The organism is Ruegeria arenilitoris, from assembly GCF_013031355.1.
Classification (GTDB): domain Bacteria; phylum Pseudomonadota; class Alphaproteobacteria; order Rhodobacterales; family Rhodobacteraceae; genus Ruegeria; species Ruegeria arenilitoris_C.
Genome location: NZ_WPZO01000001.1, coordinates 249,452 through 275,999 on the forward strand (window position 1 = coordinate 249,452; position 26,548 = coordinate 275,999).

At 59.4% G+C, this 26,548-nt stretch carries 23 protein-coding genes; 7 read left to right on the forward strand and 16 right to left on the reverse strand.

The window, feature by feature from the left end; translation table 11 throughout:
- Nucleotides 1-5 precede the first annotated feature (5 nt).
- The 4 genes from GOX63_RS01215 to GOX63_RS01230 are packed head-to-tail and all read left to right on the forward strand — an operon-like array spanning nucleotide 6 to nucleotide 2,925.
- A complete protein-coding gene (locus GOX63_RS01215; protein ID WP_170324666.1) occupies nucleotides 6-191 on the forward strand; it encodes a hypothetical protein in 186 nt (61 codons plus the stop codon).
- On the forward strand, nucleotides 191-1,702 hold the full coding sequence (locus GOX63_RS01220) for a CHAD domain-containing protein (RefSeq protein WP_170324667.1): 1,512 nt from the start codon (nucleotides 191-193) through the stop codon (nucleotides 1,700-1,702). The genes GOX63_RS01215 and GOX63_RS01220 overlap by 1 nt, the downstream gene beginning before the upstream one ends.
- 3 nt (nucleotides 1,703-1,705) lie before the next feature.
- Nucleotides 1,706-2,461, forward strand: a complete 756-nt coding sequence (locus GOX63_RS01225) for a ParA family protein (RefSeq protein WP_170324668.1) — start codon at nucleotides 1,706-1,708, stop codon at nucleotides 2,459-2,461.
- Nucleotides 2,458-2,925, forward strand: coding sequence for a CYTH domain-containing protein (locus tag GOX63_RS01230; protein WP_170324669.1), 468 nt, complete (start codon nucleotides 2,458-2,460; stop codon nucleotides 2,923-2,925). Before GOX63_RS01225 ends, GOX63_RS01230 begins: the two co-directional genes overlap by 4 nt.
- On the opposite strand, the gene GOX63_RS01235 is transcribed toward GOX63_RS01230, so the two are convergent.
- The 9 genes from GOX63_RS01235 to GOX63_RS01275 form a co-directional block, all read right to left on the reverse strand.
- The gene (locus tag GOX63_RS01235; RefSeq protein WP_170544566.1) at nucleotides 2,922-4,292 is read right to left on the reverse strand and encodes a sensor histidine kinase; all 1,371 of its coding nucleotides are present in this window, start codon (nucleotides 4,290-4,292) and stop codon (nucleotides 2,922-2,924) included. The two genes, GOX63_RS01230 and GOX63_RS01235, sit on opposite strands and share 4 nt — an antisense overlap.
- On the reverse strand, nucleotides 4,285-4,965 hold the full coding sequence (locus tag GOX63_RS01240; protein ID WP_170324671.1) for a response regulator transcription factor: 681 nt from the start codon (nucleotides 4,963-4,965) through the stop codon (nucleotides 4,285-4,287). Before GOX63_RS01240 ends, GOX63_RS01235 begins: the two co-directional genes overlap by 8 nt.
- A gap of 182 nt (nucleotides 4,966-5,147) precedes the next feature.
- Nucleotides 5,148-6,578 (reverse strand): DegQ family serine endoprotease, encoded by a 1,431-nt coding sequence (locus GOX63_RS01245; protein WP_170324672.1) that lies wholly within the window; start codon nucleotides 6,576-6,578, stop codon nucleotides 5,148-5,150.
- 754 nt (nucleotides 6,579-7,332) lie between these two features.
- On the reverse strand, nucleotides 7,333-7,932 hold the full coding sequence (locus GOX63_RS01250) for a nucleotidyltransferase family protein (RefSeq protein ID WP_170324673.1): 600 nt from the start codon (nucleotides 7,930-7,932) through the stop codon (nucleotides 7,333-7,335).
- Between the two features lie 31 nt (nucleotides 7,933-7,963).
- Nucleotides 7,964-10,381 carry a GcvT family protein gene (locus tag GOX63_RS01255; protein WP_170544569.1) on the reverse strand — a complete coding sequence of 806 codons (2,418 nt, stop codon included), beginning with the start codon at nucleotides 10,379-10,381 and terminating at the stop codon, nucleotides 7,964-7,966.
- 92 nt (nucleotides 10,382-10,473) lie between these two features.
- Nucleotides 10,474-11,781, reverse strand: coding sequence for an HlyC/CorC family transporter (locus tag GOX63_RS01260; RefSeq protein ID WP_170544571.1), 1,308 nt, complete (start codon nucleotides 11,779-11,781; stop codon nucleotides 10,474-10,476).
- Between the two features lie 63 nt (nucleotides 11,782-11,844).
- The gene (locus tag GOX63_RS01265; protein ID WP_170544574.1) at nucleotides 11,845-12,798 is read right to left on the reverse strand and encodes a tyrosine recombinase; all 954 of its coding nucleotides are present in this window, start codon (nucleotides 12,796-12,798) and stop codon (nucleotides 11,845-11,847) included.
- 2 nt (nucleotides 12,799-12,800) lie between these two features.
- Entirely contained in the window at nucleotides 12,801-14,324 is a 1,524-nt protein-coding gene (locus GOX63_RS01270) for a hypothetical protein (protein ID WP_170324677.1), read from the reverse strand.
- Nucleotides 14,314-14,463, reverse strand: coding sequence for a hypothetical protein (locus GOX63_RS01275; protein ID WP_170324678.1), 150 nt, complete (start codon nucleotides 14,461-14,463; stop codon nucleotides 14,314-14,316). Before GOX63_RS01275 ends, GOX63_RS01270 begins: the two co-directional genes overlap by 11 nt.
- A 79-nt stretch (nucleotides 14,464-14,542) precedes the next feature.
- On the opposite strand from GOX63_RS01275, the gene GOX63_RS01280 reads away from it, so the two are divergent.
- Together GOX63_RS01280 and aroB are read left to right on the forward strand one after the other, a co-directional pair.
- Nucleotides 14,543-15,130 (forward strand): shikimate kinase, encoded by a 588-nt coding sequence (locus GOX63_RS01280; RefSeq protein WP_170324679.1) that lies wholly within the window; start codon nucleotides 14,543-14,545, stop codon nucleotides 15,128-15,130.
- Nucleotides 15,130-16,242, forward strand: a complete 1,113-nt coding sequence (gene aroB / locus GOX63_RS01285; protein WP_170324680.1) for a 3-dehydroquinate synthase — start codon at nucleotides 15,130-15,132, stop codon at nucleotides 16,240-16,242. Before GOX63_RS01280 ends, aroB begins: the two co-directional genes overlap by 1 nt.
- Here the strand turns inward: aroB and GOX63_RS01290 are convergent, their stop codons facing one another.
- Both GOX63_RS01290 and ssb read right to left on the reverse strand, forming a co-directional pair.
- Nucleotides 16,243-17,313, reverse strand: coding sequence for a site-2 protease family protein (locus GOX63_RS01290; protein ID WP_170544577.1), 1,071 nt, complete (start codon nucleotides 17,311-17,313; stop codon nucleotides 16,243-16,245).
- Nucleotides 17,314-17,331: 18 nt separating this feature from the next.
- On the reverse strand, nucleotides 17,332-17,838 hold the full coding sequence (gene ssb, locus GOX63_RS01295; RefSeq protein WP_170324682.1) for a single-stranded DNA-binding protein: 507 nt from the start codon (nucleotides 17,836-17,838) through the stop codon (nucleotides 17,332-17,334).
- A 207-nt stretch (nucleotides 17,839-18,045) separates the two neighbouring features.
- Here ssb and GOX63_RS01300 point away from each other — a divergent pair, with 207 nt between their 5' ends.
- On the forward strand, nucleotides 18,046-18,630 hold the full coding sequence (locus tag GOX63_RS01300) for a lytic transglycosylase domain-containing protein (RefSeq protein WP_170324683.1): 585 nt from the start codon (nucleotides 18,046-18,048) through the stop codon (nucleotides 18,628-18,630).
- Nucleotides 18,631-18,643: 13 nt separating this feature from the next.
- Here GOX63_RS01300 and GOX63_RS01305 read toward each other — a convergent pair whose 3' ends face one another.
- From GOX63_RS01305 to GOX63_RS01325, 5 genes are all read right to left on the reverse strand, one after another.
- Nucleotides 18,644-19,825: an MFS transporter gene (locus tag GOX63_RS01305; RefSeq protein ID WP_170324684.1), complete on the reverse strand. Its 1,182-nt coding sequence runs from the start codon at nucleotides 19,823-19,825 to the stop codon at nucleotides 18,644-18,646.
- A 132-nt stretch (nucleotides 19,826-19,957) separates the two neighbouring features.
- Nucleotides 19,958-22,045, reverse strand: a complete 2,088-nt coding sequence (locus GOX63_RS01310) for a dipeptide ABC transporter ATP-binding protein (protein ID WP_170324685.1) — start codon at nucleotides 22,043-22,045, stop codon at nucleotides 19,958-19,960.
- A 93-nt stretch (nucleotides 22,046-22,138) separates the two neighbouring features.
- Nucleotides 22,139-23,602, reverse strand: coding sequence for an ABC transporter permease (locus GOX63_RS01315; protein WP_170324686.1), 1,464 nt, complete (start codon nucleotides 23,600-23,602; stop codon nucleotides 22,139-22,141).
- A gap of 13 nt (nucleotides 23,603-23,615) precedes the next feature.
- Nucleotides 23,616-24,662, reverse strand: coding sequence for an ABC transporter permease (locus GOX63_RS01320; RefSeq protein WP_170324687.1), 1,047 nt, complete (start codon nucleotides 24,660-24,662; stop codon nucleotides 23,616-23,618).
- 122 nt (nucleotides 24,663-24,784) lie between these two features.
- On the reverse strand, nucleotides 24,785-26,455 hold the full coding sequence (locus tag GOX63_RS01325) for an ABC transporter substrate-binding protein (RefSeq protein ID WP_170324688.1): 1,671 nt from the start codon (nucleotides 26,453-26,455) through the stop codon (nucleotides 24,785-24,787).
- Nucleotides 26,456-26,548: the final 93 nt, after the last annotated feature.

Consider the following 26,548-nt stretch of genomic DNA (forward strand, 5'->3'; position numbering starts at 1 on the left):
TGGCCATGTCAAAGAACACGGAAGCCGGCGAAACGCCTGACAAGAGAAAAAAGAACACTTCTATTGGGTTGGACGGAGAGACGTTGATAGCCCTCAAGATCCGGGCAATCGAAGAGGGGACGAGCATCCGGAAGATCATCGAGACTTTGGTGAATGACTATCTGGATACGCCGAAAAAGGGTCATTCGTGATGGGGCAGGCAAGTGGGTTTTTCATCGTTTCTGGCAAATTCGATCTGGCGGGGTTTGCCGACGCGCTCAAGGGGCTGACGCCCGAATTCGAGATGCCAGCAACCGCGCGACCGTTTGACCTGCTGGACTGTCATGATCAGTCGCTTCGGTCAGAAGGGCAGTTGCTGATTGAGGCCGACGGCGCATTGCAATTGCTGCAGGCCGACGGCGATGTTCTGGGGCAGGCCTGTACCGGCAAAGGAAAGTTCGTTCAGGACCTGCCGGACGGCCCTGTGAAAACGGCGGTGACGGGGTTCCCCAAATTGCGCGCGTTGATATGCATGGGCTCGGGCCTGATCGAATCCGGAAATTTTGCGGTGTTGGATGACCTGCAAAAGACGCAGGTTCGGGGCAGCGTTGTGACATTATCTACGGAGGAGGGGCAGGCGACCCTTCTGAACGTGCAGCCGATGCGCGGCTATGACCGTGCCTTTCACGCTGTCTGCGCGGCGCTGAAGACCATGGCGGCCTCGGGGTTTGAGGCGGTGTTTGCAAGCCTGTTTCCTGGCGCCATCCCCTATAACGCAAAGCCCGATGTTACTTTGGGCACACAGGAGCCTTCCATCGAAGTGGCGGCGGATATCATTCGCACCTATCTGGCCGTCGCACGCCAGAACGAGGCTGGCGTGATCGCTGATATCGACACCGAGTTCCTGCACGACTACCGCGTCTCGCTGCGCAGGGTCCGGTCGGTGTTGAGCCTGTTCAAAGGTGTATTCTCACCGGAACAGACCGAAACTCTGAAACGCGAATTCTCGGATCTGATGGCCCCGACTGGGCGAGTGCGGGATCTGGATGTCTACCTTCTGGAAAAAGACATTTACTTCAATTTGATACCGCCCAACCTTCATCAAGGTGCTGAGGCGATGTTCGCCCAATTCGCCAAGGAACGCACCCGCGCGCTGGCCGCGTTGACCCGGCGTTTTCGCAGCGCGGCTTATGGCAAGAAGATGGAGGAGTTGGCAGCTTTATTCGCCGACTTGAAAGGGTTGGAACCTGGTCCAAATGCGGATCGCGGGGCCTATAGCTATGCCTGTGCGCTGATCTGGAAACGGTATCGCAAGGTGTGCAAGCTGGCCCGCGGCATCACATCGGAAACACCGGATGAGATCGTGCATGACCTGCGGATCGACTGCAAGAAACTGCGCTATTTGATGGAGTTTTTCGGCCCTCTGTTCGACAAGGGTGATTTCAAAACACTCATCAAGCCATTGAAAAAGTTGCAGGATAATCTGGGCTTGTTCAATGACTACTCGGTCCAGCAAGAGGCGTTGTTGGCGTTCGTGGCATCCCAAAGCAACGCGCAAGGTCGGGCAAATGCGCAACTCGCCATGTCTGTCGGCGGGTTGATCGCCGTGCTCGACCAACGCCAAAAGGCCGAGCGCGACCGCGTGATTGCCAATTTCCAGCATTTCGACAGCCCGGACATCCAGAACCTGTTCCGAACCCTGTTTCACCACAAGGAGGATTGAGGAGTGAAGATCATTGCCTGCTACAGCAACAAGGGCGGAGTGGGAAAGACCGCGACCTCGGTGAACCTGGCATATGCCTATGCACAAGCGGGGTACACGGTGCTGCTGTGCGATCTCGATCCGCAGGGGGCGTCGGGGTTCTATTTCCGGGTGAAACCGTCGAAAAAGCTGACGGACGCGCGGTTCTTTGAAGATGTAGAACGGTTCACCAAGTCGATCCGGGCCAGTGATTTTGCCGGGCTGGACGTGCTGCCTGCTAACCTAACCTTTCGCGATTTCGACGTCTTCCTCTCGCGGATGCGGAACAAACGGTCGCGCCTGAAAAAGGCCTTGGCCACCGCGGGTAGTGATTATGACGTGATCATTCTGGATTGCCCGCCGAACTTTTCGACCCTGTCCGAGAATATCTTCAAAGCTGCCGATCAGATTCTCGTGCCTGTTATCCCGACGACCCTGTCAGAACGGACGCTTGAACAGCTGGTGAATTTCTTCGACGATCACAAGCTGCCAAGGAAGAAACTCAAGGCGTTCTTTTCGATGGTGCAGCGGCGCAAAACCCTGCATCTGGAGTCGATGGAGAAGATGCGTAAAGTGTACAAAAAGCGGTTCCTGCACACCGAGATTCCCTTTGCTGCGGATATCGAACGCATGGGGCAGAACCGCGCCCCGGTCAGTATCTATGCCGGGCGCAGCGCCGCAAATGTCGCCTATCAGGCGCTGTTCGATGAATTGGAAAACGGAGTGATTTCAACCAAATGAGCACCGAAATTGAACGCAAGTTTCTGGTCGCGGACCTGCCGGACCTGAGCAGCGCGGAAAAGGCCGTCGTGCGCCAGGGCTATCTGACCGCACCTGACGATTCCACTGAACTGCGTCTGCGTCAGAAAAACGATAGGTACTTTCTGACTCTCAAGGGTGAAGGCGCTTTGGCGCGGGTCGAGCGCGAGGCTGAAATCTCGGCAGAACAGTTCGATACCTTCTGGCCCGAAACGGACGGGCGCCGGGTGGAAAAGGAACGCTTTACCGGGCAGTTGCCGGATGGGCGGGTGTTCGAACTGGACGTGTTTCTGGGCGATCTGGCGCCGCTACGTCTGGTCGAGGTCGAGTTTCAGACTGAGGCCGAAGCCGAAGCCTATAATCCGCCTGAATGGTTCGGTGCGGATGTGACTGCGGACAGACGATACAAAAACAAGACGATGGCGATCAAAGGTATTCCGGCTTAGGGCTTGCGTGCCAGCTTGATTACCACCTCAAGTCCGGGGTCGCAGTTGTGCGCCTCAAACGCGCCGCCGTGCATTCGGGATATCGCGGCAACCAGGGCCAATCCCAATCCGGCATTGCGCTCGGTCCGGGCCGGGTCGAGCGTGACAAATGGCATTTGCAGACGCGGCAGGTACTCTTGTGGCACGCCCGGACCTCGGTCGCGGACGCTAAGGCTAGTATAAGGGCCGTCCTCGGATAGGTTGATCGTGACCGTTGTATCCTGCGGGGCATAGCGCATTGCGTTTTCCAGCAGGTTCGACAGTGCCTGGGACAACAGCGGCCGGTGCCCGGGAATTGACCCGGCGTTGCCCGTAACCTCAAGCCGGATACCCTGATCGTCGGCGACGGGTTCGTAAAGTTCGGCCACATCCTCCACCAGTTGTTGCAGGTCCACCGGTTCGAACTGTTCCCGGCCGACGCCGGCCTCGGCGCGTGAGATTTCGGTCAGCTGCCCCAGTACGTGCAGCACGTGGTCGATTTCGGTGCTGGCCCGCGCAACGTCGATCTCACGTTCCTGATCCGTTTTACCGGGGTCGGACAGAGCCTCAACCCGCTGTTTCAGGCGCGAGAGGGGTGAGCGCAGGTCATGCGCAATGGAATTCGATGTGGTGCGCAGGTTGCTGACCAATTCCTCTATCTTGTCCAGCATAGTGTTGAGCGTACCGGCCACCTGATCGAACTCATCTCCAGTGCCGCGCAGAGGCATTCGGCGGGACAGGTCGCCCGAGACGATGTTTTCGGCGGTACTGGCGATATCGGACAGGCGAGAAAAGACCAGACGGGTGAACAGCCAGCCAGTCAACACGCTCAGCGCCAGCGCAATCGCCAGTGCGATGCCAACCGAGCGCAGCAGCACGCGATCGAACTGTTGCCGCGCCAGCGCGTCGCGCCCAACCAGCAGGCGTTCGCCGCCGGGCAGGCGGACCGAGGCGGCCGAGATGGGCACCAACTGGTCATTATCGGCGCGGCGCAGCTCAAGGTCGACCCAACCGCTGCCCGCCGTGATCCCCTCGGGCCATTGTTTGAGGTTGCCTGCCAGTTTGGCGCCGAACCGATCCGTCAGAAGATAGAGAGCATCCCTTTCCGAGGCGGTGGGAATGCGCCGTTCAATCGCGGTCATCAATCCGATCAAGCCGCGGCGTTCGTATTCGTCCGCCAATCCGGTCAGTTCCGCCGACACGACCGAACGGGTCTCGCCCTCAATACTGCGGTTGGCGGTAACATAGACCAATGCCAGCACGGTGGCCGTCAGCAAAGTGCTGAGAACCATGCTGGCCAGTACAAGGCGTGTGCGAGAATTGTTGAAGGAAAGTCTTATGTTATCCATCAGATATCATGTAGCCCGCACCCCGGACGGTTTCGATCAACGGCGGTTCCCCGCCTTCGTCCAGCTGACGCCGCAGCTTTGAGATATGGACGTCGACCACATTGGTATTCGGGTCGAAATGATAATCCCAAACGCCTTCCAGAAGCATAGTACGAGACACCACGCGGTTCTTCCGACGCAGGAAGAATTCAAGGATCTGAAACTCGCGCGGGGTTAGGGTGATCTCACGCCCGTTGCGGGTGACCTTGCGGGTCAGCAAGTCCATCTCTAGGTCACGGCAGGTCAGGGTGGGGCTTTCCTCGGCCTCTTGCGGGCGACGCAGAAGGGCCTCGATCCGGGCGTGCAGTTCTTGGAACGAGAACGGTTTGACCAGATAGTCATCGGCCCCGGCCCGCAGCCCTTTGACCCGCTCGTCCACGGCGCTCATCGCGGTCAGCATAAGAACCGGGGTTTTCACGCCAGCCGCGCGCATCGACTTGATCAGGGACAGTCCATCGAGCCCCGGCAGCATCCGGTCCAGTACCACGGCGTCAAATCCGCCGTCTGTGGCATGGTACAGGCCCTCGCGACCGTCCTCGGCTGCTTCGACGACATAGCCTTCTTCACCAAATCCTTTGGCGATGAAATCTCTGGTGTCTGCGTCATCTTCGACGACCAACAGGCGACGGCTCATGATCCGAATTCCTTTCTACTGGAAGTAAAGCATAGTTTTCGGGCAAAGCACATGGTTTTGCTAAGTAATCTGCCGGGTGCGGAATTTCGCACCCGGCAGTCCCGGCGGTTTGCGGACAATTCAAACCCGCCAGGGAGGCGCCCGCCATATTTCCCCATCACGTGGCGCGCGCTGGTGTCAGATCAGGCGACTTCCACCGCTACGAAGATCTGGTTCCCGCCGCGATTGATCAGCACAAGCGCGGGATCGGTCTTTTCGCTGTCCAGCGCGGCTTTCAACGCGTCCGGGGTTGCGGTTTCCTGGCCGCCCAGTTTCACGATCACATCGCCACGCTGCAGACCGGCCTTGGCGGCAGGGCTGTCCGGTTTCAGGTCGGTGACGACCACACCGGCGACATTTTCTCCCACACCCATTTCGGCGCGGTTGGTGTCGGTCAGCGGGGCTACGGTCACGCCCAATGCGGTGCCCGAGATTGTTTCGTCCATGGACTTGTCGATCTCGGCCGAGGCGCTTTGATGCTGGCCAATGGTCAGTTCGATCTGCTGTTCCTTGCCATCGCGCAGAACGGTCAGAACGCTGTCGGTGCCCACCTTGGTGGTGCCGACAAGGATCGGCAGATCGCTGCTGGAGTCGACGGCCTCATCGTTGAAGGTCAGGATGACATCACCCTGCTTCAACACTCCATCCGCCGGGCTGCCATCAACGACGTCTGCAACAAGCGCGCCGTGCGAGGCATCGATGCCCATGGCCGCAGCGATCTCGGGGCTGACGTTCTGGATCGATACGCCCAGCCAACCTCGGCTGACCTGACCGTCATCGCGCAGATCAGCTGCGATGTGTTCCACGATATTCGAGGTCACAGCAAAACCCAGACCCACGGACCCGCCGGTAGGGGAGTAGATGGCCGAGTTCACGCCAACCACTTCGCCTTCCATATTGAACAGCGGACCGCCCGAGTTGCCTTTGTTGATGGCTGCGTCGGTCTGAATGAATTCGGCATAGGGCCCGGCCGAGATGTTGCGGCCCTTGGCCGACACGATCCCGGTTGTCACGGTCGAATGCAGTCCGAACGGATTGCCGATTGCCACGACGTCTTCACCCACGCGGATCACGTCGCTGTCGCCCAGGCTGACGGCTTGCAGCGCCTCGTCGGCTTCGATCTTCAGAACGGCGATGTCGGTCAGCGGGTCGGTGCCGACGACTTCGGCCTCGTAGGTGCGGTCGTCGGACATGCGAACGGTAACCGTTTCGGCTTTGTTGACGACATGGTGGTTGGTGACGATGTATCCGGCTTCATCCAGAACAAATCCAGAGCCCAGCCCCTGTGCTGGCCCGCGCTGAGGTGCGTTGAACCCTTCGGGTGCGCCAAAGCGTTTGAAGAACTCTTCAAACGAGTGCTGGTCACGGTTGAAGTTCTGCGCCGGATCCGGTGCCGCGCCCTGTTCCGCGATGATGGTGACGACCGAAGGCGATACGTTTTCGACCAGATCGGCCAGAGCTTCGTCGGCCATCGAGGGCAGGGCGGTGGTTGTCAGCATGGCGGCGCTCAGCGCGCCGGCGCCAACCCAACTGGCTGTCCCGGGCAAAAGAAGAGAGGATTTGCGGATGCTCATTTTTATCTCCTGTTTATATCACGCGGTTGCGGCCGCGCGTTGGAACAGGAGATGCGCGCTTTGTCTGAGTGTTTCCTGAGCGAAATGTTAATAAAACTTAATTTTGCCACAAACAGACGGTTCTATGCCGCCGAGTCGAAGGCGGCGATCGGAGGATTTGTGCGAATCACCGTGTACGAATCGGTGGATTGTTGCCGGTTTGGGTGCCAATAGGCAAAAAGGGTTGAATTGAATCAATTTCGTTAACAAAGCAGCTGCCAAATTATTCCATTTTTTGGCGATCTCCCATGAGTTGTGGTCATGCTTGAACATTGACGAAACTCGTAGATGCAATTGATCGCAAAAACGACAGATATCTTCTTAGGTTTGTGCTTAATGGCGGTTGATGGGGCGTGAGGCGGAAATCCAATTCTCCTTAAGGTTGAATTTCATCTTGGCGATGTTGCGCAAAAACCATTCCAAAAGATGCAAAATTAACCGTTCTTTCCAATTTTACGTTGTTTGATCGCATCGGATCGGTGACGATGAAAGAGCCCAAGCGAGGGGGAGCCGGTGGCACTAGGGGGTGCCTAAGGCTTGTCACAGTCACTGGAAACGCTGAGCGGCATGTTAACGAGGGGGTCTTGTTTAGGTTCGGCGGCGGAATAGCCAGGATGCCAATTGGCATTATTGGCCGCGTTTCCGGGATTGATGAAAAGTGGTAGTCCTGTTTTGGGTACCGGCCCGGTCGACAACGACCGGGCCGCGTTACTTTTCAGGTGGCGCGATTTGCGCGCCACGCGGCCCAATCCTCGGGCGTGTCCAGATCCAGCAGGGCATTTTGACCGGGCAAGGTGTGCAGATGTACTTTGGCGGCATTGGCGCGGACGACGGACTGCGCGCCTTCATCGCCTGACAACCCGCTAAGATGCTCAAACAGGCTGCGATCAAACACGACAGGGTGGCCCGGTTTGCCATTGGCCGTTGCACCGCGCCAGATCAACTTGTCCGGGTGGGATCGAACCGAACTAAGCATAGCCGTAAGGTCCTCGGTGGTGATTTCTGGTAAGTCCGCCAGCAAGATCATCACAGCGGGTGCATCGCCTGATACTTGCGCGAGTGCTCCGCGCAGGCTGGCATTCATGCCTTCGCGGGCGTCCGGGATACTGACCCGCTGCAAGTCCAGTCCGTCCAATACATCATGGCGTTCGTGCGGGGCCGGGGGCAGCGCGACGATTACCGGGGCCGCACGCAGGGCGATCAGGGTCGAGCGGCGCAGCAATGGCACGCCATCCACGATCTGCAACAGTTTGTCCTTGCCGCCCATGCGGCTGGATTGTCCGGCGGCCAGCAATAGAATGGGTATGTCCGTCATGCCGCCACCATGCCGCCGGATCCGTGCGGTGTCATCCCCGCATTCGCGTCCCGTCCGCATCGAACAGAGGCTCGGAGATCACCTTAGCTTTGCGCAAATGGCCGAGGATTTCGATTTCAACCTCCAAGCCGTCGGTCACCCGTTCAGCCGGCAGAAACCCGAGTGCAATCGACTTTTGGGCATAATGCGAGTACCCTCCTGACGTGCAGAATCCCACGACTTTGCCGTCCAGCCAGATCGGCTCATACGCGTTCACGTCGGCGTCGTCGGCTACGACCTCAAAGGCCACAAGTTTGCGTGCGGTTCCTTGGGTCCGTTCCTGTTCAGCTGCGGCCCGACCGATGAAATCTGTGGGTTTCGAGAACGCAATAAACCGGTCCAGCCCCGTTTCGGCAGCGGTGTAATCGGGAGAGAATTCCCTCATCCATGAGCCAAAGAACTTGTCCAGACGCAGGCTCATCATCGCGCGCATTCCAAAGGGCACCATGCCGTGCGGTTGACCGGCCTGCCACAGTGTCCACCAGAGCTGCCTCTGCGCCATCGGATCGCAATAAATCTCGTACCCCAGATCGCCGGTATAGCTGACACGCTGTACGATGCAGTCGGTCATGCCAACCGTTATGCACCGCACGTCGAGGAACCGCAGGTCCGAGATGTTGTCGCGGGTACAGGCGGACAGCACGTCAGAGGCCTTCGGACCGGCGATCTGAAACCCGTTCAGCCGATCGCTGATGTTTTCGATGGTCACGCCGTCTTGTTGGTGTTGCAGGAACCAACGCATATGGAACGCCTGCGCACCATAGGAGGCCGTTAGTTGGAATTCAGTCTCACTCAGGCAGGAGACAGTGAAATCTCCGATCAGCTTGCCCTTGGGGGACAGCATCGGTGTCAGGGAGACCCGACCAGGTTGCGGAATCCGCCCCGCCATGATCCGGTCCAGCCAGGCGCGAGCTGCAGGGCCGGAGATGCGATATTTGCCGAAATTGTGAACCTCGTTGATGCCGACACCATTGCGGACCGCGCGCACTTCACGCCCCGTTGCGTCGAACGCGTCCGAGCGACGGAATGAGGGTGTTTCGTATCCGGGTTCGTCGTCCTGCGCGAAATAGTTCGGCACTTCCAGCCCGTATTGCTGACCCCAGACCGCGCCCAGATCGCTGAAGATGTCGTACATCGGGGTCGTGCGGTTCGGGCGGGCAGCGGGCAGTTCCTCGTTCGGATAGGCGACGCTGAACCGTTTCTGATAGTTCTCGATTACTTTCGGCCGGGTGTAGCCGGGGCTGATCCAGTCGCCGAACCGGGCAACGTCCATGGCGAACACATCGCGTTCGGGTTCGCCCTCGATCATCCATTGCGCCAGCGTTAAGCCCACACCACCGCCTTGGCTAAACCCGGCCATCACACCACAGGCCGACCAGTAGTTGCGTATCCCCGGTACCGGCCCGACCAACGGGTTGCCGTCAGGTGCAAAAGTGAACGGCCCGTGGATCACCGATTTCACCCCGGCCTCGGCCAGAACGGGGAAGCGTTTATAGGCGAACTCGATGCTGTCAGTGATCTTGTCGTAGTCGTCCGGCAGCAGCTCGTGTCCGAACTCCCACGGAGTACCGTCCACCGCCCAAGGCTTACAGGGCTGTTCATAGAACCCAATGCACAGACCGCGCCCTTCCTGCCGCAGATAGCTTTCTCCGGCGGGGTCCATTACATGTGGGTGCTCGCCACCGGCGTCGATGATCGCCTCAATCTGGGGGATCGAGTCCGTGACCAGATATTGATGCTCCATCGGGTGCAGCGGGAAATAGACGCCCGCCATGGCACCGACCTCACGTGCCCAGAGACCCCCCGCGTTGACCACATGTTCGGCATGAACGGTGCCCTTGTCAGTGACCACGTCCCAAGTGCCATCGGGGCGCTGGTTTGTTTCGCGCACCATGCAATGGGTTTCGATGGTTGCGCCGCCCATCCGCGCCGCTTTGGCATAGGCGTGGGTGGTGCCCGATGGGTCAAGATGTCCGTCTAGCGGATCGTAAAGCGCGCCGATGATGCCGTCAGTATTAGTAATCGGGGCGATCTTCTTAATCTCTTCCGGTCCGACGATCTCGGTTTCCAGCCCCATGAACCGGTGCTTGGCACGTTCGGCCAACAGCATGTCGAACCGGTCCTGATTGTCGGCCAGAGTTACCCCACCTACATGGTGCAGGCCGCAGGACATGCCGGTGATCTCTTCCAGTTCTTTATACAGGCGGATGGTATAGCCCTGCAGCGCAGCCATGTTGGTGTCGCCGTTCAGAGTGTGGAACCCTCCGGCTGCGTGCCACGTGGACCCGCTGGTCAGTTCCGACCGTTCCAGCAGCATGACGTCGGACCAACCCAGCTTGGTCAGGTGGTAGAGCACCGAACACCCGACAACGCCGCCCCCGATGACGGCTACCTGAGTTGTGGTCTTCATGTTCCTGTCTCCCATACATTTTGACCAAAGACTGCAGGCGCGCGGCAGGGCGGGCTGTTCCGTTCACGACATCGCTTGTCGCTGAACAAGGTTCAGAGCGGGCGGATTTTCAGCTCGGTAATCCGGTTGCCTTCGCGTGCAGTGACTTCGAAACGAAACCCGTGGAACGAGAACACCTGACCGGTCACCGGGATCATCTGCGCCTCGTGAATAACCAATCCGGCGATTGTGTTGGCTTCTTCATCGGGCAGCGACCAGTCCATCGCCCGGTTGGCGTCGCGGATCGTCATCGCGCCTTCAACAAGGAATTGGCCGTCCTCGGTGCGGGTTACGGGGACGTCTTCTTCGATGTCGAACTCGTCGGCGATTTCGCCCACGATTTCCTCGAGGATGTCCTCCAGCGTGATCAAGCCACGCAGCGAGCCATATTCATCCACCACCAGCGCAAAGTGGCTGTGCATCCGTAGGAACTCTCGCATCTGATCGTCCAGCGTGGTGGTTTCGGGCACGAAATAAGGGTCGTTTGCCACCTTCGAGATGTCGAAGGATTTCAGCCGGTCGCTGTCTTCCTCGCTGGCGCCCGCATGTGCGTACATCGCGCGGAACAGGTCCTTGGCGTGCACCACGCCCACGATGTTCTCCTGCTCATCCCGGAACACGGGCAGGCGAGTGTGCGGGCTTTTCAGACATTGCTGCAGAATGGCCTCGGGAGCGTCGTCGGCATCGATCATCTCGATATTCGAGCGGTGCAGCATGATTTCTTCGACCGTGCGGTCACCCAGATCAAGGGCGCCCAGAATACGGTCGCGGTCTTCCTTTTCGACCACACCTTCCGAGTGGCCCAGATGCAGCGCTCCGGCGATCTCCTCGCGTACGGCAAGGATGTTGCTATCGGGGTCGATCTGCACGCCGAACAGCCGCAGCACGCCGCGTACCAGCAAGCGAACCGCCGCAACCATGGGTGAGAAAACCTTCACCACAACGCTGATTATCGGCGCCACAAGGGCGGCTGCTTTTTCCGCGTTGGTGATGGCGTAGGTTTTGGGCAGGACCTCGGCAAAGATCAGAACCAGCAGCGTCATCACCAGCGTTGCCAGCGCCACGCCGCTTTCGCCGAACAGCCGCGTGAACAGCGCGGTCGCCAGCGAGGCCGCAAGGATGTTCACAAGGTTGTTGCCCAGCAGGACCGAACCGATCAGCCGTTCGTTGTCATCGGTGATATCCAGCGCCTTTTGCGCCCCGCGCGAACCCTTGTCGGCCTGCGCCCGCAACTTACCGCGCGACGAGGCGGTCAATGCCGTTTCAGAACCCGAGAAAAAGCCCGACAGGACAAGCAAAAGCAGAATGGCGCCTGTGGTAAACCAGAATGCGCCGTCGATCAGAGAAGAAGAGGGTTCCATCGGTCCTTGGTTATTGGTGTTGCTGCATCCGTTATGGGGGCGCGTCCCCTGCGGATCAAGGGGTTAGCCCTTGTCTTCGGGGTCTTTGGCCAGCGGGTGGTGCTCCAGCACCAGTTCGGCCAGACGTTCGTCCAGAACATGAGTGTAGATTTCGGTGGTCGCCACATCGGCATGGCCCAGCAGCGTTTGGATCGACCGCAGGTCAGCTCCGTTGGCTAGCAGGTGCGTGGCGAAAGCATGGCGCAGCGTGTGCGGCGTGACCTTTTCCGGGGAAACGCCGCCCTGAACCGCCAGTTCCTTGACCAGCAGAAAAAACATGTGGCGCGTCAGGTGCCCGGATTTCCCACGAGACGGAAACAGGAACCTGGATCGCTGGCCACCATCGGCGACCACTTGATCCTCGGCCTCGTCCCGGACGATCAGCCACGCGGCCAGCGCCTCTCGGGCGGGGGGCGAGAGCGGCACCATGCGTTCCTTGCCGCCCTTACCCAGAACCAGAAGCATTCGGGGATCGCCGCGCGCGGATGAAACCGGCAGCGAGACCAGCTCGGTTACCCGCATACCGGTGGCGTAGAGCACCTCCATCAGGCAGGTGTTGCGCACCCGGTCGCCCTTGGTGCGTCCGGTCTGACGAGCGGCCTGCAGCAGCCGGTCGACCTCGGGCACGTCCAGAGTTTTGGGCAGGCGCTTCTGCCGTCCGGGGCCTTTGATCTGAATGGCAGGGTTGGTGTCGCGCCAGCCCTCTTCGAAGGCGAAACGATAGATTTGCTTGATCGCTGAAAGACGCCGCGCACGGGTGGATTGCGCCAGCCCCTGCGCGTCACAGTCGATCAGATAGTCTTCGATCCGATCACGCTCAGCCTCGGCGAACCCGATTTTTTGGCGTTCCAACCAGGCGGCAAAATCCTTCAGGTCACGCCCATAGGCCAGCAGAGTGTTGTTGGCCGCCCCAAGCTCGGCGGCTTGCGCCTGCAGGAAGGTGGAGATCCACAGATCCGAGGTTGCCGGGGCCACCATGGTCAGGTGTCCTGCAAGATCAGAAGGTTCAAGGCGGCGCGACGGGCGGTGTCCTCAAGGCCTACACGACGCAGGGTTGCAACGGCAGCAGTCAGATCGACAAGGTTACCACGCGCGCCGTGTGCAAACAGTTCCATTGTTTCCAGAATAGCCTCGCCCAGCTGACCGTTAGTCAGCATCGCATCAATGTCTGAAGGCACAGGCGCAGCCCAGGCAAATCCTTCAGCCACCGCATCAGCCCAAGGTGACGGGCTTCGCGTCCGCCCCGGATCGCCCTGCGCGAGTGCGGCCAGGAACTGAGTCTCTACCGAGTCATCGGGTGGCGACAGAGCGGCGGTTTCATAAAGTTCGGATAACAGCAGAATCCGCCACCGCAGGTTTTCGGCGGCCGTATCGGGCAGGGTCATCTGCGATAGTCGATCGGCGAACAGTTCCGCAAAAGGAACCTCCAGACCGACGCTGCGCATTTGTTCCCAGACTTTGGGCAACGCTTTGGCAACTGCGCCGGGTTTGCCGCTTTCCAGTGCGCTTTCGAACTTTTGCACCGCTGCGACCCGGTCCCAAACCGCGCCAGAGGCTGCGGGAGAGCGTTCGGTATACAGGCCGAGCAATTGGTTGGGGGTCAGCGCGCCGATCCGCGTCAGGCGCTCGGCTGCCTCGATCTGTGCTTTCCATCCGGCGACGTCTCGCAGGTCAGCATTTGCGAATGCGCGCGGCAGCGGGGTCGAGGGCAACCGTTCACCAATGGCTTCGAACAGGCGAAAGCTCAGCGGGTCGGGGTTGTCGGGCTGCGGCAGATACTCGGCTTCTTCGTAAAGCTCGGGGCTGAGGAACCGGTCCAGCACATCCAGATCCTCGGGCGGCAGAACCTGCAGCGCATGGGCGGCCTCAAGCGTCAGCGCAGCCGAGCTCCAGTCTCCCCGACGGGCCTTGCAGAAGATTTGCGCGGCATAATCCAGAGACAGATGTGGATGTGCGATTAGCGAGGTACAGCTGCGATCCTCGTCTCCGGTCAGAAGCGTCGCATCGAACCAGCGCTGAAACCGCTCGCGGCTATCGGTGGGGCCGGCCAGCTGCACCAGCGATTGCACCGGGTCGGCAGCCCCCAGTTGCATCAGACGGTCGAGCCGTGCCAGCAGTAATGTTTCTTGCGCATTCGGTCCGGCAGGAGCGCGGGCTTCGGTCAGCAGAAGGGTGAACAACAGGCGCTGCATCGCCGGGTTGTACTTGACCGGCACGCGGGCGATCAGTTGCGCCAGACGGTCGGGGTCGCTGTTCTGCCACAGGTCCACTGGCAGCCCGGTCACAGTGGATGACACCAACCCCAGCGGCGGCGACAGCGCTTCAAGCGGTGTGACCTCGACATCCGGCTGAACACCGGTCTGCGTCACGGGCGGTTCCAGCAACACAGTCCCCGGCAGGTTCTCTGGCGGGTCGCTTAGCCATTCTATGACGGAAAGAGGTTCCTGCTGTGCCTGCGCCGAACCGGCCAGAAACAGCGCAACCACTGCGGCCTTATTCGACATTCAGGATTACCGGCTCTCGTATCTCTTCTTGCGGCGCCGAAAAGTCGACGCCGAAGAACGGGCCCAGATAGGCGTATGCCACCAGCCCGATGAAACCCAGGCAAATCAGATATAACAGGAACTTGATCAGACGGCCCATTGCTCAACGCTGCCCCAATTTTCTCTTTTGTCGTAGTTATAGCTAGCATTTTTCCTAAGATCACGTCATTCACGGTGAAATGAGCGAAATTAAGCATAACACCTCCAACTCGGACCCGAATGCGGGCTTTGCACTGCACAAAACAGTGGTTCTTGTTGGTATGATGGGCGCAGGCAAGACGGCTGTGGGCCGTGCGCTGGCCGCGCGGCTGGGTGTTCCCTTCCTCGACAGCGATGCCGAGATCGAATCGGCTGCCAACATGACCATCCCCGAGATATTCGCCCGCGACGGAGAGCCGTTTTTCCGCACCAAGGAAAGTCAGGTCATCGGGCGCCTGCTGGATGAGGAAAAAGGCATCTTGTCCACCGGTGGCGGTGCCTTTTTGGCCGAACAGAACCGCACGATGATTACCGAGCGCGGTGTGTCGGTCTGGTTGCGGGCCGATCTTGACGTTCTGTGGAACCGGGTCAAACACAAGGACACGCGCCCATTGCTGCGTACGGCTGACCCATATGCGACCTTGCGCGCCTTGTACGAGGACCGTGTGCCGGTTTATGCGCAGGCCGACCTGATCGCTGAATCGGACGGCGAAACCTCGATCGAGAATATGGTGAACCGGGTGTTGGATGCCCTGGCAACACGCCCCGATGTTTTGGAACGGAAATAATGCACCAAACCGTACATGTAGAGCTGGGCGAACGCTCGTATGACGTGGAAATCGGTCCAGACCTGCTGGCGCAGGCAGGCACCCGGATCGCGCCGTTGCTGCACCGCCCCAAAGTGGCCGTTGTCACCGATGAAAACGTGAGCGCGCTGCATCTGGACGCTCTGCGCGACGGGTTGGCCGCTGCTGGGATCGAAATGACGTCGCTGACCTTGCCTGCGGGTGAGGCCACCAAAAGCTGGCCGCATTTTGAATGCACGGTCGAATGGCTGCTGGCGGAAAAGGTTGAACGTCGGGATGTAGTCATCGCCTTCGGCGGAGGTGTCATCGGTGATCTGGTCGGCTTTGCCGCTGCGGTTCTGCGGCGTGGAGTGCGGTTCGTGCAGATCCCGACCTCGCTGCTGGCGCAGGTGGACAGTTCGGTCGGCGGCAAGACCGGGATCAACGCACCGCAGGGTAAGAACCTGATTGGCGCGTTCCATCAGCCGTCTCTGGTGCTGGCCGATACTTCGGTTCTTGGCACAATGACCCAGCGCGATTTCCTGTCGGGTTATGGCGAGGTGGTGAAATACGGCCTGCTGGGCGATGCGGCGTTTTTCGAGTGGCTTGAGCAAAACGGAACGGATGTTTCGGGCGGAGACATGGCCGCGCGGGTGCGGGCCGTGACTCGCTCGGTTCAGATGAAGGCCGATATCGTGGCGCGGGATGAGACTGAGCAGGGCGACCGCGCGCTGCTGAACCTCGGCCATACATTCTGTCACGCGCTTGAGGCTGCGACCGGCTATTCCGACCGCCTGCTGCACGGCGAAGGCGTAGCCATCGGTTGTGCGCTGGCGTTCGAATTGTCTTCGCGCCTTGGCCTGTGCTCGCAAGAGGACCCAAGCCGCGTTCGCGCCCATCTACGGGCGATGGGGATGAAAACCGATCTGGCCGACATTCCCGGAGAATTGCCGGGGGCCGAGGCGCTGGTCGATCTGATGGCGCAGGACAAGAAGGTTATCGACGGCCAGTTGCGGTTCATCCTGGCGCGCGGAATTGGTGAAGCGTTCGTCACCTCGGACGTCCCGCGTGAGGCGGTGATTTCCGTGCTGGAAGACGCTTTGGCGACGGTCTGATCAGCGCCCGCGGATCACCATCAATTCACCGATGTTTTCGCGGGTGATATAGCCAACCATGTTCCCGGCTTGCGTACAGACCGCGATGGCCGGGGCGCCTTTGTGCAGCCCGTCCAGAACCGTCTCGAGCCCACTGGTCAGCTGCACCTGCGGAATATCCGTCACCATGACCAAGGTCGCCGGTTCCGAACGCGGAGCGTCCCCGGCCAAGGCGGTGAACAGCCGGTCGCGGGTGACGAAGCCCAAAAGATCGCCCGCTGAATCCAGCACCGGAAATTCATGTTGTGTGGTGTGAATGACGGCCTGAGCCGCGGTGGCCAGCGTGTCGGTCGGGGTCAGAGCGTGGAACTCGGTAATCATCGCATCCCGCGCCAGAACGCGCCGCACGATCGAGCGCATGGCCACGTCCTGGCTTTCGGAAGTGGCGGCGACAAAGACGAAAACTGCGATCAGGACCAAGATCGGGTTGCCGACGCTCAGACCCCAGAAACCGAACGCCACGGCGACGATCTGACCGGCGAGGGCGGCGACTTTTGTGGCCTTGACCCGGTCCATCTTCAGGCACAGCAGGGCGCGGAACACCCGGCCACCATCCATTGGAAAGGCCGGGATCATGTTGAACGCCGCCAGCAGCAGGTTGACATAGGCCAGTCGGTTCAAAAGCCCGGGGCCGGTCGAGTCGATCTGTGCCAAGGTATCAAGCGGCATACCTGCGCCGAGAACGACCAGTATCATCCAGATCACAAAGTTCACGGCAGGCCCGGCAAGGGCGACCCAGACCTCTTGCATCGGCTTTTCCGGCATCCGTTCCAGCCGGGCCAGCCCACCAATGGGCAGCAGGGTGATATCGGGGGTCTTGATACCATAGCGCCGCGCCATCAGCGCGTGGCCGAACTCATGCGCGACGACACAGGCAAACAGCGCCAACACGAAGATCAGGTTTTCGATGGCCGCTGGAACTCCACCGCTGGAATAGGCGGCAAAACCGACCCAAGCCAGCAGCAGGAAAAAGGTGACATGGACCCTCAGTTCCGACCCCAGTATCCGGCCGAGTGAGAAGGACCATGTCATGATATGTCTCCGTTTGGTTTAGAACGGGATCTCGTCGTCGTCGATGCCGCCGGATGCCGGAGCAGGGGCACTGGACGGACCACCGTAGGGGTCGCCATAGCCGCCACCGGCCTGACCGCCGCCATAGCCGCCCGACTGGCCACCATAGCTTCCGCCGCCGCCACCACCTTCACCGCGGGCGTCCAGCATCACCAGGGTCGAACCGAATCCTTGTAGGACCACCTCGGTCGAGTACCGATCCTGACCGGATTGATCCTGCCATTTGCGGGTCTGCAACTGGCCTTCAAGGTAAACTTTGGACCCTTTGCGCAGGTACTGCTCGGCCACGCGGACAAGCCCTTCGTTGAAAATCGCGACCGAGTGCCATTCGGTGCGCTCGCGGCGTTCACCGGTGTTGCGGTCTTTCCAGGTCTCGGACGTGGCGATGCGCAGGTTGCACACCTTGCCGCCGTTCTGGAATGTCCGGACCTCGGGATCGCGGCCAAGATTTCCGACCAGAATAACCTTGTTGACTGAACCCGCCATGTATTTCCCCGTTCTGAATTGACGTTTGCGCGCCCGAATCTGGCGCAGTGTTTCCAAGCGACCCTATACGGCCTGCGTCGTGGTTGAAACACGGTTGATGTGGGTAACACTCAGCAAGAAAATACCAAGGCTTAGTTTACCAAGCTTTCATTTTTAAGTGAAATATCTATACTCCACAGAGTTCCTGAACGAGCGAGATTGGCGTTAATGCGATTTCTGGTTAGTGGTTTTTTGATTATGTGCTTTGCTCTGGTCTCGGTTCCGGTGACTGCGCAGACGCTGTCGACAAAAAGCCGGAAGGACATTTTTCTTAAGCAAGCCAAGGTGTTGGATTCGCGTGCCGCAACCCAGTACCGCGATTCCGAGCGGCTAAAGCCCAAAAAAGCAAAGACCAGTGACAGCTTCAACAAGCGCTACACTGGTAAATACCGGGGACAGTATATGACCCTAGCCCGTCAGGCCGCGCGCAAGCACAACGTCCCGGAAGAACTCTTCCTACGTCTGGTACAGCAGGAAAGCGGCTGGAACCCCCATGCGAAATCGCACAAGGGCGCTTTGGGGCTGGCGCAGCTGATGCCCGGCACGGCGCGACTATTGGGTGTGAACCCGCATGATCCGAAGCAGAACCTGGAAGGCGGGGCGCGGTATTTGTCCTGGCAGTATCGCAAGTTCAAATCCTGGCGTCTGGCGCTGGCTGCTTATAACGCCGGGCCGCAGGCTGTTGAAAAGCATGGCGGCATTCCCCCGTACAAAGAAACCCAGAACTATGTGAAAGTGATCTGGGGCGGCTAAGCGTTCTTTTTTGTCACGTTGCACCGACTTCGCCGCGCTTGCGGAGTCTGGCCGTGATCAGCAATACCGTCAGCGCGCAGAGCATGGGCAGGCAAGCTGCAAGGATGGCGGTCTGGAAACTGGAAAACTGCGCGATCATCCCAACCGACGGTCCGGCGATCAGGGCTCCGATAAACAGGCTGTTGACATAAAGCGCATTTGCCCGGGCCATGCGTCCGTTCGCGTAGCTCTGCACATAGGTTAGACTTACCCCGGCAAACAAACCGTAATAGGCGCCTTCAAGTGCGGCCCCGACGGCCATCGCGGACAACCCCGAGACCTGCGACAAGACCAGAAATGCGCACAAACCCAGACCTCCGGACAGGATCAGCCCGGAAATGGGCGCAACCCGGCGCAGCAAGATCGGCGTGGCCAGGATGATCATAATTTCGGTGGCCGTCTTGATCGAAAAGGACAAGCCGGGTGCGAAATCGGGCAGCCCGGCTTCGCGCACATAAAACAGGGGCAGAGCGCTGCTGCACAGCACATGCGCGGCGGAAAAGAACAGGCAGGCGGTTACCGCCAGCCTCAAGGCGCGGTCGGCTCCCGAGTTGGTCTGGTGTGGTTTCTCGGCCATCTCGGCCCGGGCCGTGCGCGGCATTGTACGCCACCAGAGTGTCGCCCAGATTGCGGCCGCACCCAGCGCAAAGACAAATGTCCGATCCGCGCCCCATTGCCCAGCGACAAAAAACGCCAGCGCCGGACCCATCATCCAACCCAGCGAGGTCATCGCCCGCAGCCAAGCGTTGAACGAGGGTATGTCGAACCCAAAACGCTCGGCGCTGATGCGTCCGAAACTGTACATCGTCGACAACGAGCTGCTGCTGATGCTGAACCCCAGTACCCCGACGGTGACCAGCGTCCAGTAAGACGGCCAGACCAGAACGGACAGCAATGCAACGACATACCCCGCGATAGACAGGCCGACCAGCGGCGCAAATCGCTGACCATTGTCCAGACGCGCGGCAAATTGACGGTTAAGCGTCACGGTCAACAGGATTGCCAGCGCGCTGTAGATACTGATTTGCCAGGGCGGGTGGCCCAGCTCTTGTACGATGTAAAACGGAATGAACGGAGCCGTCATGCTGGCGCAAAACGTGCCGGACAGGTGCAGGCCCAATATGGCCCGCGCGCGACCGTCGGAGAGGAGTGTCATAAAATGCTCGCTATGAAATCGTGACCACCAATTGCAAACCGGCGGAGTTCTAAGCGCTATTAGAGCTACGTTTAAAAATATCACAAGGGGCGCCGGTGTGTTTCCGACGCCCCTGATCTGTGGTTTCTTGATTTACTCGGCTGCGATTTTAATGACCGGCTCCATGCGGGCCAGAATCTCTTCGGACAGGTGGCATTTGACCTGATGACCGTCGGCCAGAGTTTTCACTGGCGGCACATCGCGCTCACACATCCCGCCCGGAACTTCGGACTTCCACCGGCACCGCGTCTGAAATGGACACCCCGGGGGTGGGTTCATTGCCGACGGGATATCCCCTTCCAGCACGATATGCTGCTTTTCAATCGATGTGTCCGCGATGGGAACAGCGCTCAGCAACGCTTCGGTATAGGGGTGGTAGGGTGGGGCAAAGACCTGGTCCGTTGTGCCTAGTTCGACCACGTGGCCCAGATACATCACCATCACCCGGTCACTGAGATAGCGGACAATGGACAGGTCGTGGCTGATGAACAGCAGCGTGGTCTTGTGCTCGCGCTGAATCTCCATCAGCAGATCAGTCACCGCCGCCTGCACGGACACGTCCAACGCCGAGACCGGTTCGTCCGCAACCACGATCCGGGCATCCCCGGCAAAGGCGCGGGCGATCCCGACGCGCTGTTTCTGCCCGCCCGACAATTGGCGGGGCATTCGCTCTGCAAAGGCGCGGGGCAGTTTTACCAGATCCAGCAGTTCCAGCATCCGCTTCTTACGCTCGGCCTCGGACTTGCCGACGCCGAAGATTTCCAGCGCGCGGATGATTTGACGGCCCACGGTCATCGAGGGATTCAAAGTGTCAAACGGGTTCTGGAACACCATCTGCACTTCGCCCACGGTCTTGGCGTCGCGTTCCTCGATTGGCACGGCCTCGATATTTCGGTTGTCCAACAGGATTTGGCCATCCGTGGCTGTCTCAAGCCCCATCAACACCTTGGCGAAGGTGGACTTGCCGCAGCCGGATTCACCCACGATGGCCAGCGTCTCAGACTCATGCGCCTCGAAACTGAGCGTTTCGTTGGCTTTGACCACCTTGGTCTCGCCACCGCCGAACAGGGCATTCGCGGCCACCTCATAGTATTTCTTGAGGTTGTCCATCTTCAGCACGGTGCGGCCGATTTCGCCTTTTTCTTTCTGCTCACCCACGGTGATCGGAGCGTTCCAGTCGATCTCCTTGAACTTCAGACATCGCGTGTGGTGGCGGTCATTGCCCGGCACCGGCTCCATCAGAATGTTCTGAGCATCACAACGACCTTCTTCGAAATAGTCGCAGCGCGGGCCAAAGTTACAGCCAGGCGGACGTTCGTGGGGCAGGGGAAAGTTCCCCGGAATGGCCACCAGCGGGCGCGCGTTCTTGTCCGCCCCTGGCAGAGGGATCGAGCGGAACAGCGCCTGGGTATAGGGGTGCTGCATCTCGTCGAACACATCGTGGATCGAGCCGCGCTCGACCGCCTCACCCGAATACATCACACACAGTCGGTCGCAGGTTTCCAGAACCAGCCCGAGGTTGTGTGAGATAAACAGCATCGACGTGCCGTATTTCTTGCCCAGATCCTTAACCAGTTCGACCACGGCGGCCTCAACCGTCACGTCCAGAGCAGTGGTCGGTTCGTCCAGGATCAACAGCGCCGGTTTTGACATTAGCGCCATCGCGATGACAATCCGCTGCTGCTGGCCGCCCGACAACTGGTGTGGGAACGAATTCAACATCCGCTCGGGGTCGGGCAGGCGGACGTCGGTGACCACTTCCAGCGCGCGGGCATAAGCCTCGTCCTTGCTGACGCCCTCGTGGATCATCGGCACTTCCATCAACTGCTTGCCGATCTTCATCGCAGGGTTCAGTGAGGCCATCGGCTCCTGATAGATCATCGCGATTTCGTTGCCGCGAATGTCGCGCAACTCTTCGGTGGTCATTTCCGAAAGGTCGCGGCCCTTGAACTTGATCGAGCCACCAACGATGCGGCCGTTCTTGCCAAGGTCTTGCATGACCCCCAAGGCCACGGTGGACTTGCCACAGCCGGACTCGCCCACCAATCCGACGGCTTCGCCGGGCTGAACACTGACCGAGAAATCCATCACGGCAGGGATTTCCCTCAGACGGGTGAAAAACGAAATCGAGAGCTTGTCGATCTCTAGAATAGGCCCGTCATAATCCGCCAGTTTGTTCATCTGTGTTTCTCCTTGCGAGAGTCAGGGGCGTCCCCGTCATCTGGCTAAAAATATCTCGGGGGTCCGGGGGCAGAGCCCCCGGCCGCGATCACATCAGTCTTTCAGACTTTCTTCGCGCAGACCGTCAGCCAGCAGGTTCAAACCAAGAACCAGTGACAACAGCGCCAGCGCGGGCGGCAGGGCCGGGTGCAGATAGATCGACAATAGCTTGCGCCCCTCGTTGATCGTCGAACCCCAATCCGGGCTTTCCGGCGGCAGTCCAAGGCCAAAGAAGCCCAAGGTTCCCAAAAGGATGGTGGTGTAGCCAATCCGCAGACAGAAATCGACGATCAGCGGACCACGGGCGTTGGGGAGGATCTCCCACAGCATGATGTACCATGGGCCCTCACCACGGGTCTGCGCCGCAGCCACGTAGTCACGCGTTTTGATGTCCAACGCCAGGCCACGGACGATACGGAACACAGTAGGCGAGTTCACGAATACCACCGAGACGAACACCACAAGGATGCCTCCGGGGATGTCGAACAGATCCAGATAGGTCGGCAGACCCCAGATTCCGTAAGTGTCGGTATTGATGATGTAGCCACCGGTCGAGATCAGCGACAGGTACAGCCACAACGCGATGCCCAATACTCCGATCAACAGCGGGGTGCGGAAGCTCGGCCTTGTGTAAAAGCGCGAGTTCAGCAGGACCGCGAGGAACAGGATCGGGAACACAAACAACACCGCCGCCATGTAGTTCGGCACTCCGGTCGCCACGATTTCCGGCGTGACCAGCAGATAGAACAGCAAGATCACCGGGAAGGCGAGGATCAGGTTGGCGAGGAACGACAGGAAGGTGTCCAGACGACCGCCATAGAACCCGGCGGGCAGGCCCAGAGTGATCCCGACCATGAAGGCAAACATGGTCGCAAGCGGAGCAATCTGCACCACGATCCATGCGCCCTTGACCATACGGCTGAACACATCGCGGGCGAGGTTGTCGCCGCCCAGCAGGTACCAGGCATATTCACCCTCACCGACAGAAGGCAGCGGCGTTCCGGGGACCTTGTTCTTCATGCCCGACACCTGATCCAGAGGGTCATGGGTGATGATCAGGTCCATGGCGCCGAAGATGCCGGTAAAGACCCAGAACATCACAAGGCCAAAGCCGATCATACCAATGGGGCTGTCGAACAGTTTGCCGTACAGGCCCAGCTTGCGTTTGAATGCAATCGACATGGCAAACAGGATGACCAGCGACAGCCAGACAGGCAGGAACTGCTGTGAGATCGCGCCGATGATGCCCGCGCTGGTGCCCATGAGGATGCCCAGCACGATATAGGCCAAGGCCAGCGCAACACAGGCCGCAAAGCTGTATCGCAGCGCCTTCTGCGTCAGTCCGCGCAGCCCCGAGCCTGAGCTGATCGTACCATCGACATTCACGCTGACCGGGGTTTCCGGCAGCACGATACTGCCGAGGATCCAGACAACGAGCGATACCAGAAGAGCCGCAATCGCGATCATCAGCAACGGGTTCAGGAGGGCGATAGAGCCGGTCCAGGTAAGTGGTTCCATGATCTATCCCTCCTTACGAAATACGGATGCGCGGGTTGAGGTAGACATAGCCGATATCCGAGATCAGCTGCGTCACCAGCACCACAAAGACCGACACGACCGAGATCGCCAGCAGCAGCTGAATGTCGTTGTTGCCCGCCGCCTGAACCAGCGCCCAGCCAAAGCCCTTGTAGTTGAACAGGGTCTCGACGATCACGACGCCGTTCAGCAGCCAGGGGAACTGCAGCATGATGACGGTAAAGGGCGCGATCAGCGCGTTGCGCAGCGCGTGTTTCATCACGATGTTCGAGAAGGACACACCTTTCAGGCGCGCGGTTCGGATATATTGCGCCGTCATCACCTCGGTCATCGAAGCACGGGTCATTCGGGCGATATAGCCCATCCCATAAAGCGCAATGGTCAAAACCGGCAGGAAGAAGTTCTCAAAAGTTGGGTTCTCCATCGCCTGTGTTGCCGTGCCTTTGAACCATTTCAAGCCCACGGCGGATGAGGTGAAGATGGCGATGAAAATCACGCCCGACACATATTCCGGTGTCGCCGTGGTGGTGATCGCAAAGGTCGACAGGGTCCGGTCGGTGGCCGAACCTTCCTTCATTCCAGCCAGAACGCCAAGGATCAGTGCCGAAGGGACCATCAGCAACATCACCCAGAACATCAGCCTGCCGGTCAAGCCCAGACGGGTTCCAACAACGGTCGACACTTCCTGTTTGAAAACAGTGGAGTAGCCCCAATACCCTTGCAGGATGCCGCAGAACCTGGGGGCATCTTCTGCGGACTGACCCGGCAAAATACATCTGCCCAGAACCGTGCCGTCCTCATTCGTGTGCCGATAGGACGGAAGAACGCCCAGCCATTCGCCGTATTTGACCGGCATCGGCTGAAGATACCCGTTCTTTTCCAGATAGCTTTCAACCTGCTCATCCGACATCCGGAAATTGCCCTGCGTTTTCGCGAGCTTTTCAAGGTTCGGATATAGGTTTGTAAGGAAAAAGACTAAGAATGTCAGACATAATGCTGTCATGAGCATGATGCCGACACGCTTTAGAATGAAAAGTCCCATATTGGCCCCTGTTGGTAGGCTAGCGCCAAGGCCGTTCGGCCCCACGCGTTGCTGTTTTTTTTGTCGCCGCGTTCAGGACGAAAAGGCCGCGCCGTTGTGGCGCGGCCTGCTCAGGTTTCGGCTTAGCCCATGACGCCGAATTTATAGATCTGGGGCAGGTCGGCGATGTGCTTTTCGACACCCACCAGATTGTCGCGGTGGTGACGCATCGCGGTGCGCCAATAGGGCTGGATCACCACACCCTCGTCGATCATGATCGCCTGCAGCTTGCCCATCACTTCGCGACGCTTGTCCACGTCGGAGATCGAGTTCGCCTCGGCCAGCAGGGTATCGAACTCAGCGTTCGCGAAGCCGGACTCGTTCCACGCAACACCCGACTTGTAGGCCAGCGCAAGGATCTGCGTGCCCAGCGGACGGTGGTTCCAGTTGGTCGACGAATAGGCGTATTTGGTCCAGTCGTTCCAGAAGGTCGAACCGGGCAGAACCGTGTGCTTGGCTTTGATGCCCGCGTCGTTCAACTGGGCAACAACTGCCGCTGTGGTGTTGCGGCGCCAGTCGTCGTCGATGGATTGAACTTCGTGCTCGAAGTCGCCCATGCCGGCCTCGTCCATAAGCGCCTTGGCAGCGGCCGGGTCGTATGGGATGCGGACGACAGAAGAGTCGTGTTCGGGGTGCATCGGGCCGACATGGCTGTTTTCGGCAACAATGCCGTAACCGGACATGCCAAGCTCCAGGCAGACCGCGTTGTCGACGGCCATGGCAAGCGCCTGACGTACACGTTTGTCGCCATAGATCTTGTTGCCGTTGGCATCTTCCGCCAACTGGTTCGGACGGATGACGATGGTAAAGCCCGATGGGATTTCGGACCGGGTCAGGCCGATGCCGTCGAAGATGTCGACGAATTCGCCAACCGACTCCCAGTTCATGTCGATCTCTTCCGCCTCGTAGGCGGCCAGGAACGCGGCGGGGTCGGTGCCGTAGTCGATAAACTCGATCCGGTCGACATAACCACCCTTGCCAGCGGCATAGCCCCACCATTCAAAGTCTTCGTTGCGCACCAGAACGCCTTTGACGCCAACCTCGTGGCTTTCCGGCAGCATGAAGCCGGTGCCGATGGGATTGGCCAGCATGTTAGCCGGGTCGTGGCTGCTGTGAACGATGGCACCCGGATAGTCCGCCATACCAGGAATGATGGTGATATCGGGCGACTGGCAGACCAGCTTGACCGTGTGCGCATCGACAACCGTGATGGCGCCGTCTGCGGCCTTCTGGGTTTCAGGATCGATCAACGACGCCATGCGCGACGCCATCGAGTTGCCTTCAACCGATTGGTCGCACCACATCTCGATGTTGCGGGCGACATCTTCTGCGGTGAAGTCGTCACCGTTGTTCCACTTCACGCCCTGGCGAACATTCAGAGTGTATTCGGTGGCATTGTCGTTGGCTTCCCAGCTTTCCAGCAGCATGGGCTGGAACGAGCCGTCATTGTTGTACTCGACCAGATATTCCAGCCAGCCAGCGGTGAAGGTGGCGATCTGTGTCCAGTCAAAGGTCCGCGGATCTTTCAGCGCGCGCACTTCCATCTGATAGCGGATGGTACCGCCCCGCGGGGGCTCTTGCGCCGCAGCAGGTGATTGCAGGCCGATCATCCCGTAGGCCGCTGGCACGGCAACACCCAGCGCGGTGGCGCGGGCCAGGAATTCTCGCCGGTTCAGTTTGCCGTCCCGATACTCCTGAGCGTGCATTTCTGCGGCCCAGTGAGTCGGTGCTCCGGTGATGGTTTGGTTTTTCATTAATGTCTCTCCCTGATGACATGTATTGTTTTGAAGAAGTCTGGAACCGCTCGAACCGGTCAGTTTCCGGCAGCAGGTTCTCGGATTGTCTGA

Excerpts from the sequence above, each read along its gene's own strand:
- GOX63_RS01230 (WP_170324669.1), top strand. The coding sequence starts at position 2,458 with ATGAGCACCGAAATTGAACGCAAGTTTCTGGTCGCGGACCTGCCGGAC.
- GOX63_RS01305 (WP_170324684.1), bottom strand. The coding sequence starts at position 19,825 with ATGACACTCCTCTCCGACGGTCGCGCGCGGGCCATATTGGGCCTGCAC.
- ssb (WP_170324682.1), bottom strand. The coding sequence starts at position 17,838 with ATGGCGGGTTCAGTCAACAAGGTTATTCTGGTCGGAAATCTTGGCCGC.
- GOX63_RS01265 (WP_170544574.1), bottom strand. The coding sequence starts at position 12,798 with ATGGTGGCCCCGGCAACCTCGGATCTGTGGATCTCCACCTTCCTGCAG.
- GOX63_RS01315 (WP_170324686.1), bottom strand. The coding sequence starts at position 23,602 with ATGGAACCACTTACCTGGACCGGCTCTATCGCCCTCCTGAACCCGTTG.
- GOX63_RS01215 (WP_170324666.1), top strand. The coding sequence starts at position 6 with ATGTCAAAGAACACGGAAGCCGGCGAAACGCCTGACAAGAGAAAAAAG.
- GOX63_RS01325 (WP_170324688.1), bottom strand. The coding sequence starts at position 26,455 with ATGAAAAACCAAACCATCACCGGAGCACCGACTCACTGGGCCGCAGAA.
- GOX63_RS01245 (WP_170324672.1), bottom strand. The coding sequence starts at position 6,578 with ATGAGCATCCGCAAATCCTCTCTTCTTTTGCCCGGGACAGCCAGTTGG.
- GOX63_RS01270 (WP_170324677.1), bottom strand. The coding sequence starts at position 14,324 with ATGTCGAATAAGGCCGCAGTGGTTGCGCTGTTTCTGGCCGGTTCGGCG.
- GOX63_RS01250 (WP_170324673.1), bottom strand. The coding sequence starts at position 7,932 with ATGACGGACATACCCATTCTATTGCTGGCCGCCGGACAATCCAGCCGC.
- GOX63_RS01255 (WP_170544569.1), bottom strand. The coding sequence starts at position 10,381 with ATGAAGACCACAACTCAGGTAGCCGTCATCGGGGGCGGCGTTGTCGGG.
- GOX63_RS01300 (WP_170324683.1), top strand. The coding sequence starts at position 18,046 with ATGCGATTTCTGGTTAGTGGTTTTTTGATTATGTGCTTTGCTCTGGTC.
- aroB (WP_170324680.1), top strand. The coding sequence starts at position 15,130 with ATGCACCAAACCGTACATGTAGAGCTGGGCGAACGCTCGTATGACGTG.
- GOX63_RS01275 (WP_170324678.1), bottom strand. The coding sequence starts at position 14,463 with ATGGGCCGTCTGATCAAGTTCCTGTTATATCTGATTTGCCTGGGTTTC.
- GOX63_RS01320 (WP_170324687.1), bottom strand. The coding sequence starts at position 24,662 with ATGGGACTTTTCATTCTAAAGCGTGTCGGCATCATGCTCATGACAGCA.
- GOX63_RS01280 (WP_170324679.1), top strand. The coding sequence starts at position 14,543 with ATGAGCGAAATTAAGCATAACACCTCCAACTCGGACCCGAATGCGGGC.
- GOX63_RS01220 (WP_170324667.1), top strand. The coding sequence starts at position 191 with ATGGGGCAGGCAAGTGGGTTTTTCATCGTTTCTGGCAAATTCGATCTG.
- GOX63_RS01235 (WP_170544566.1), bottom strand. The coding sequence starts at position 4,292 with ATGGATAACATAAGACTTTCCTTCAACAATTCTCGCACACGCCTTGTA.
- GOX63_RS01310 (WP_170324685.1), bottom strand. The coding sequence starts at position 22,045 with ATGAACAAACTGGCGGATTATGACGGGCCTATTCTAGAGATCGACAAG.
- GOX63_RS01240 (WP_170324671.1), bottom strand. The coding sequence starts at position 4,965 with ATGAGCCGTCGCCTGTTGGTCGTCGAAGATGACGCAGACACCAGAGAT.
- GOX63_RS01290 (WP_170544577.1), bottom strand. The coding sequence starts at position 17,313 with ATGACATGGTCCTTCTCACTCGGCCGGATACTGGGGTCGGAACTGAGG.
- GOX63_RS01260 (WP_170544571.1), bottom strand. The coding sequence starts at position 11,781 with ATGGAACCCTCTTCTTCTCTGATCGACGGCGCATTCTGGTTTACCACA.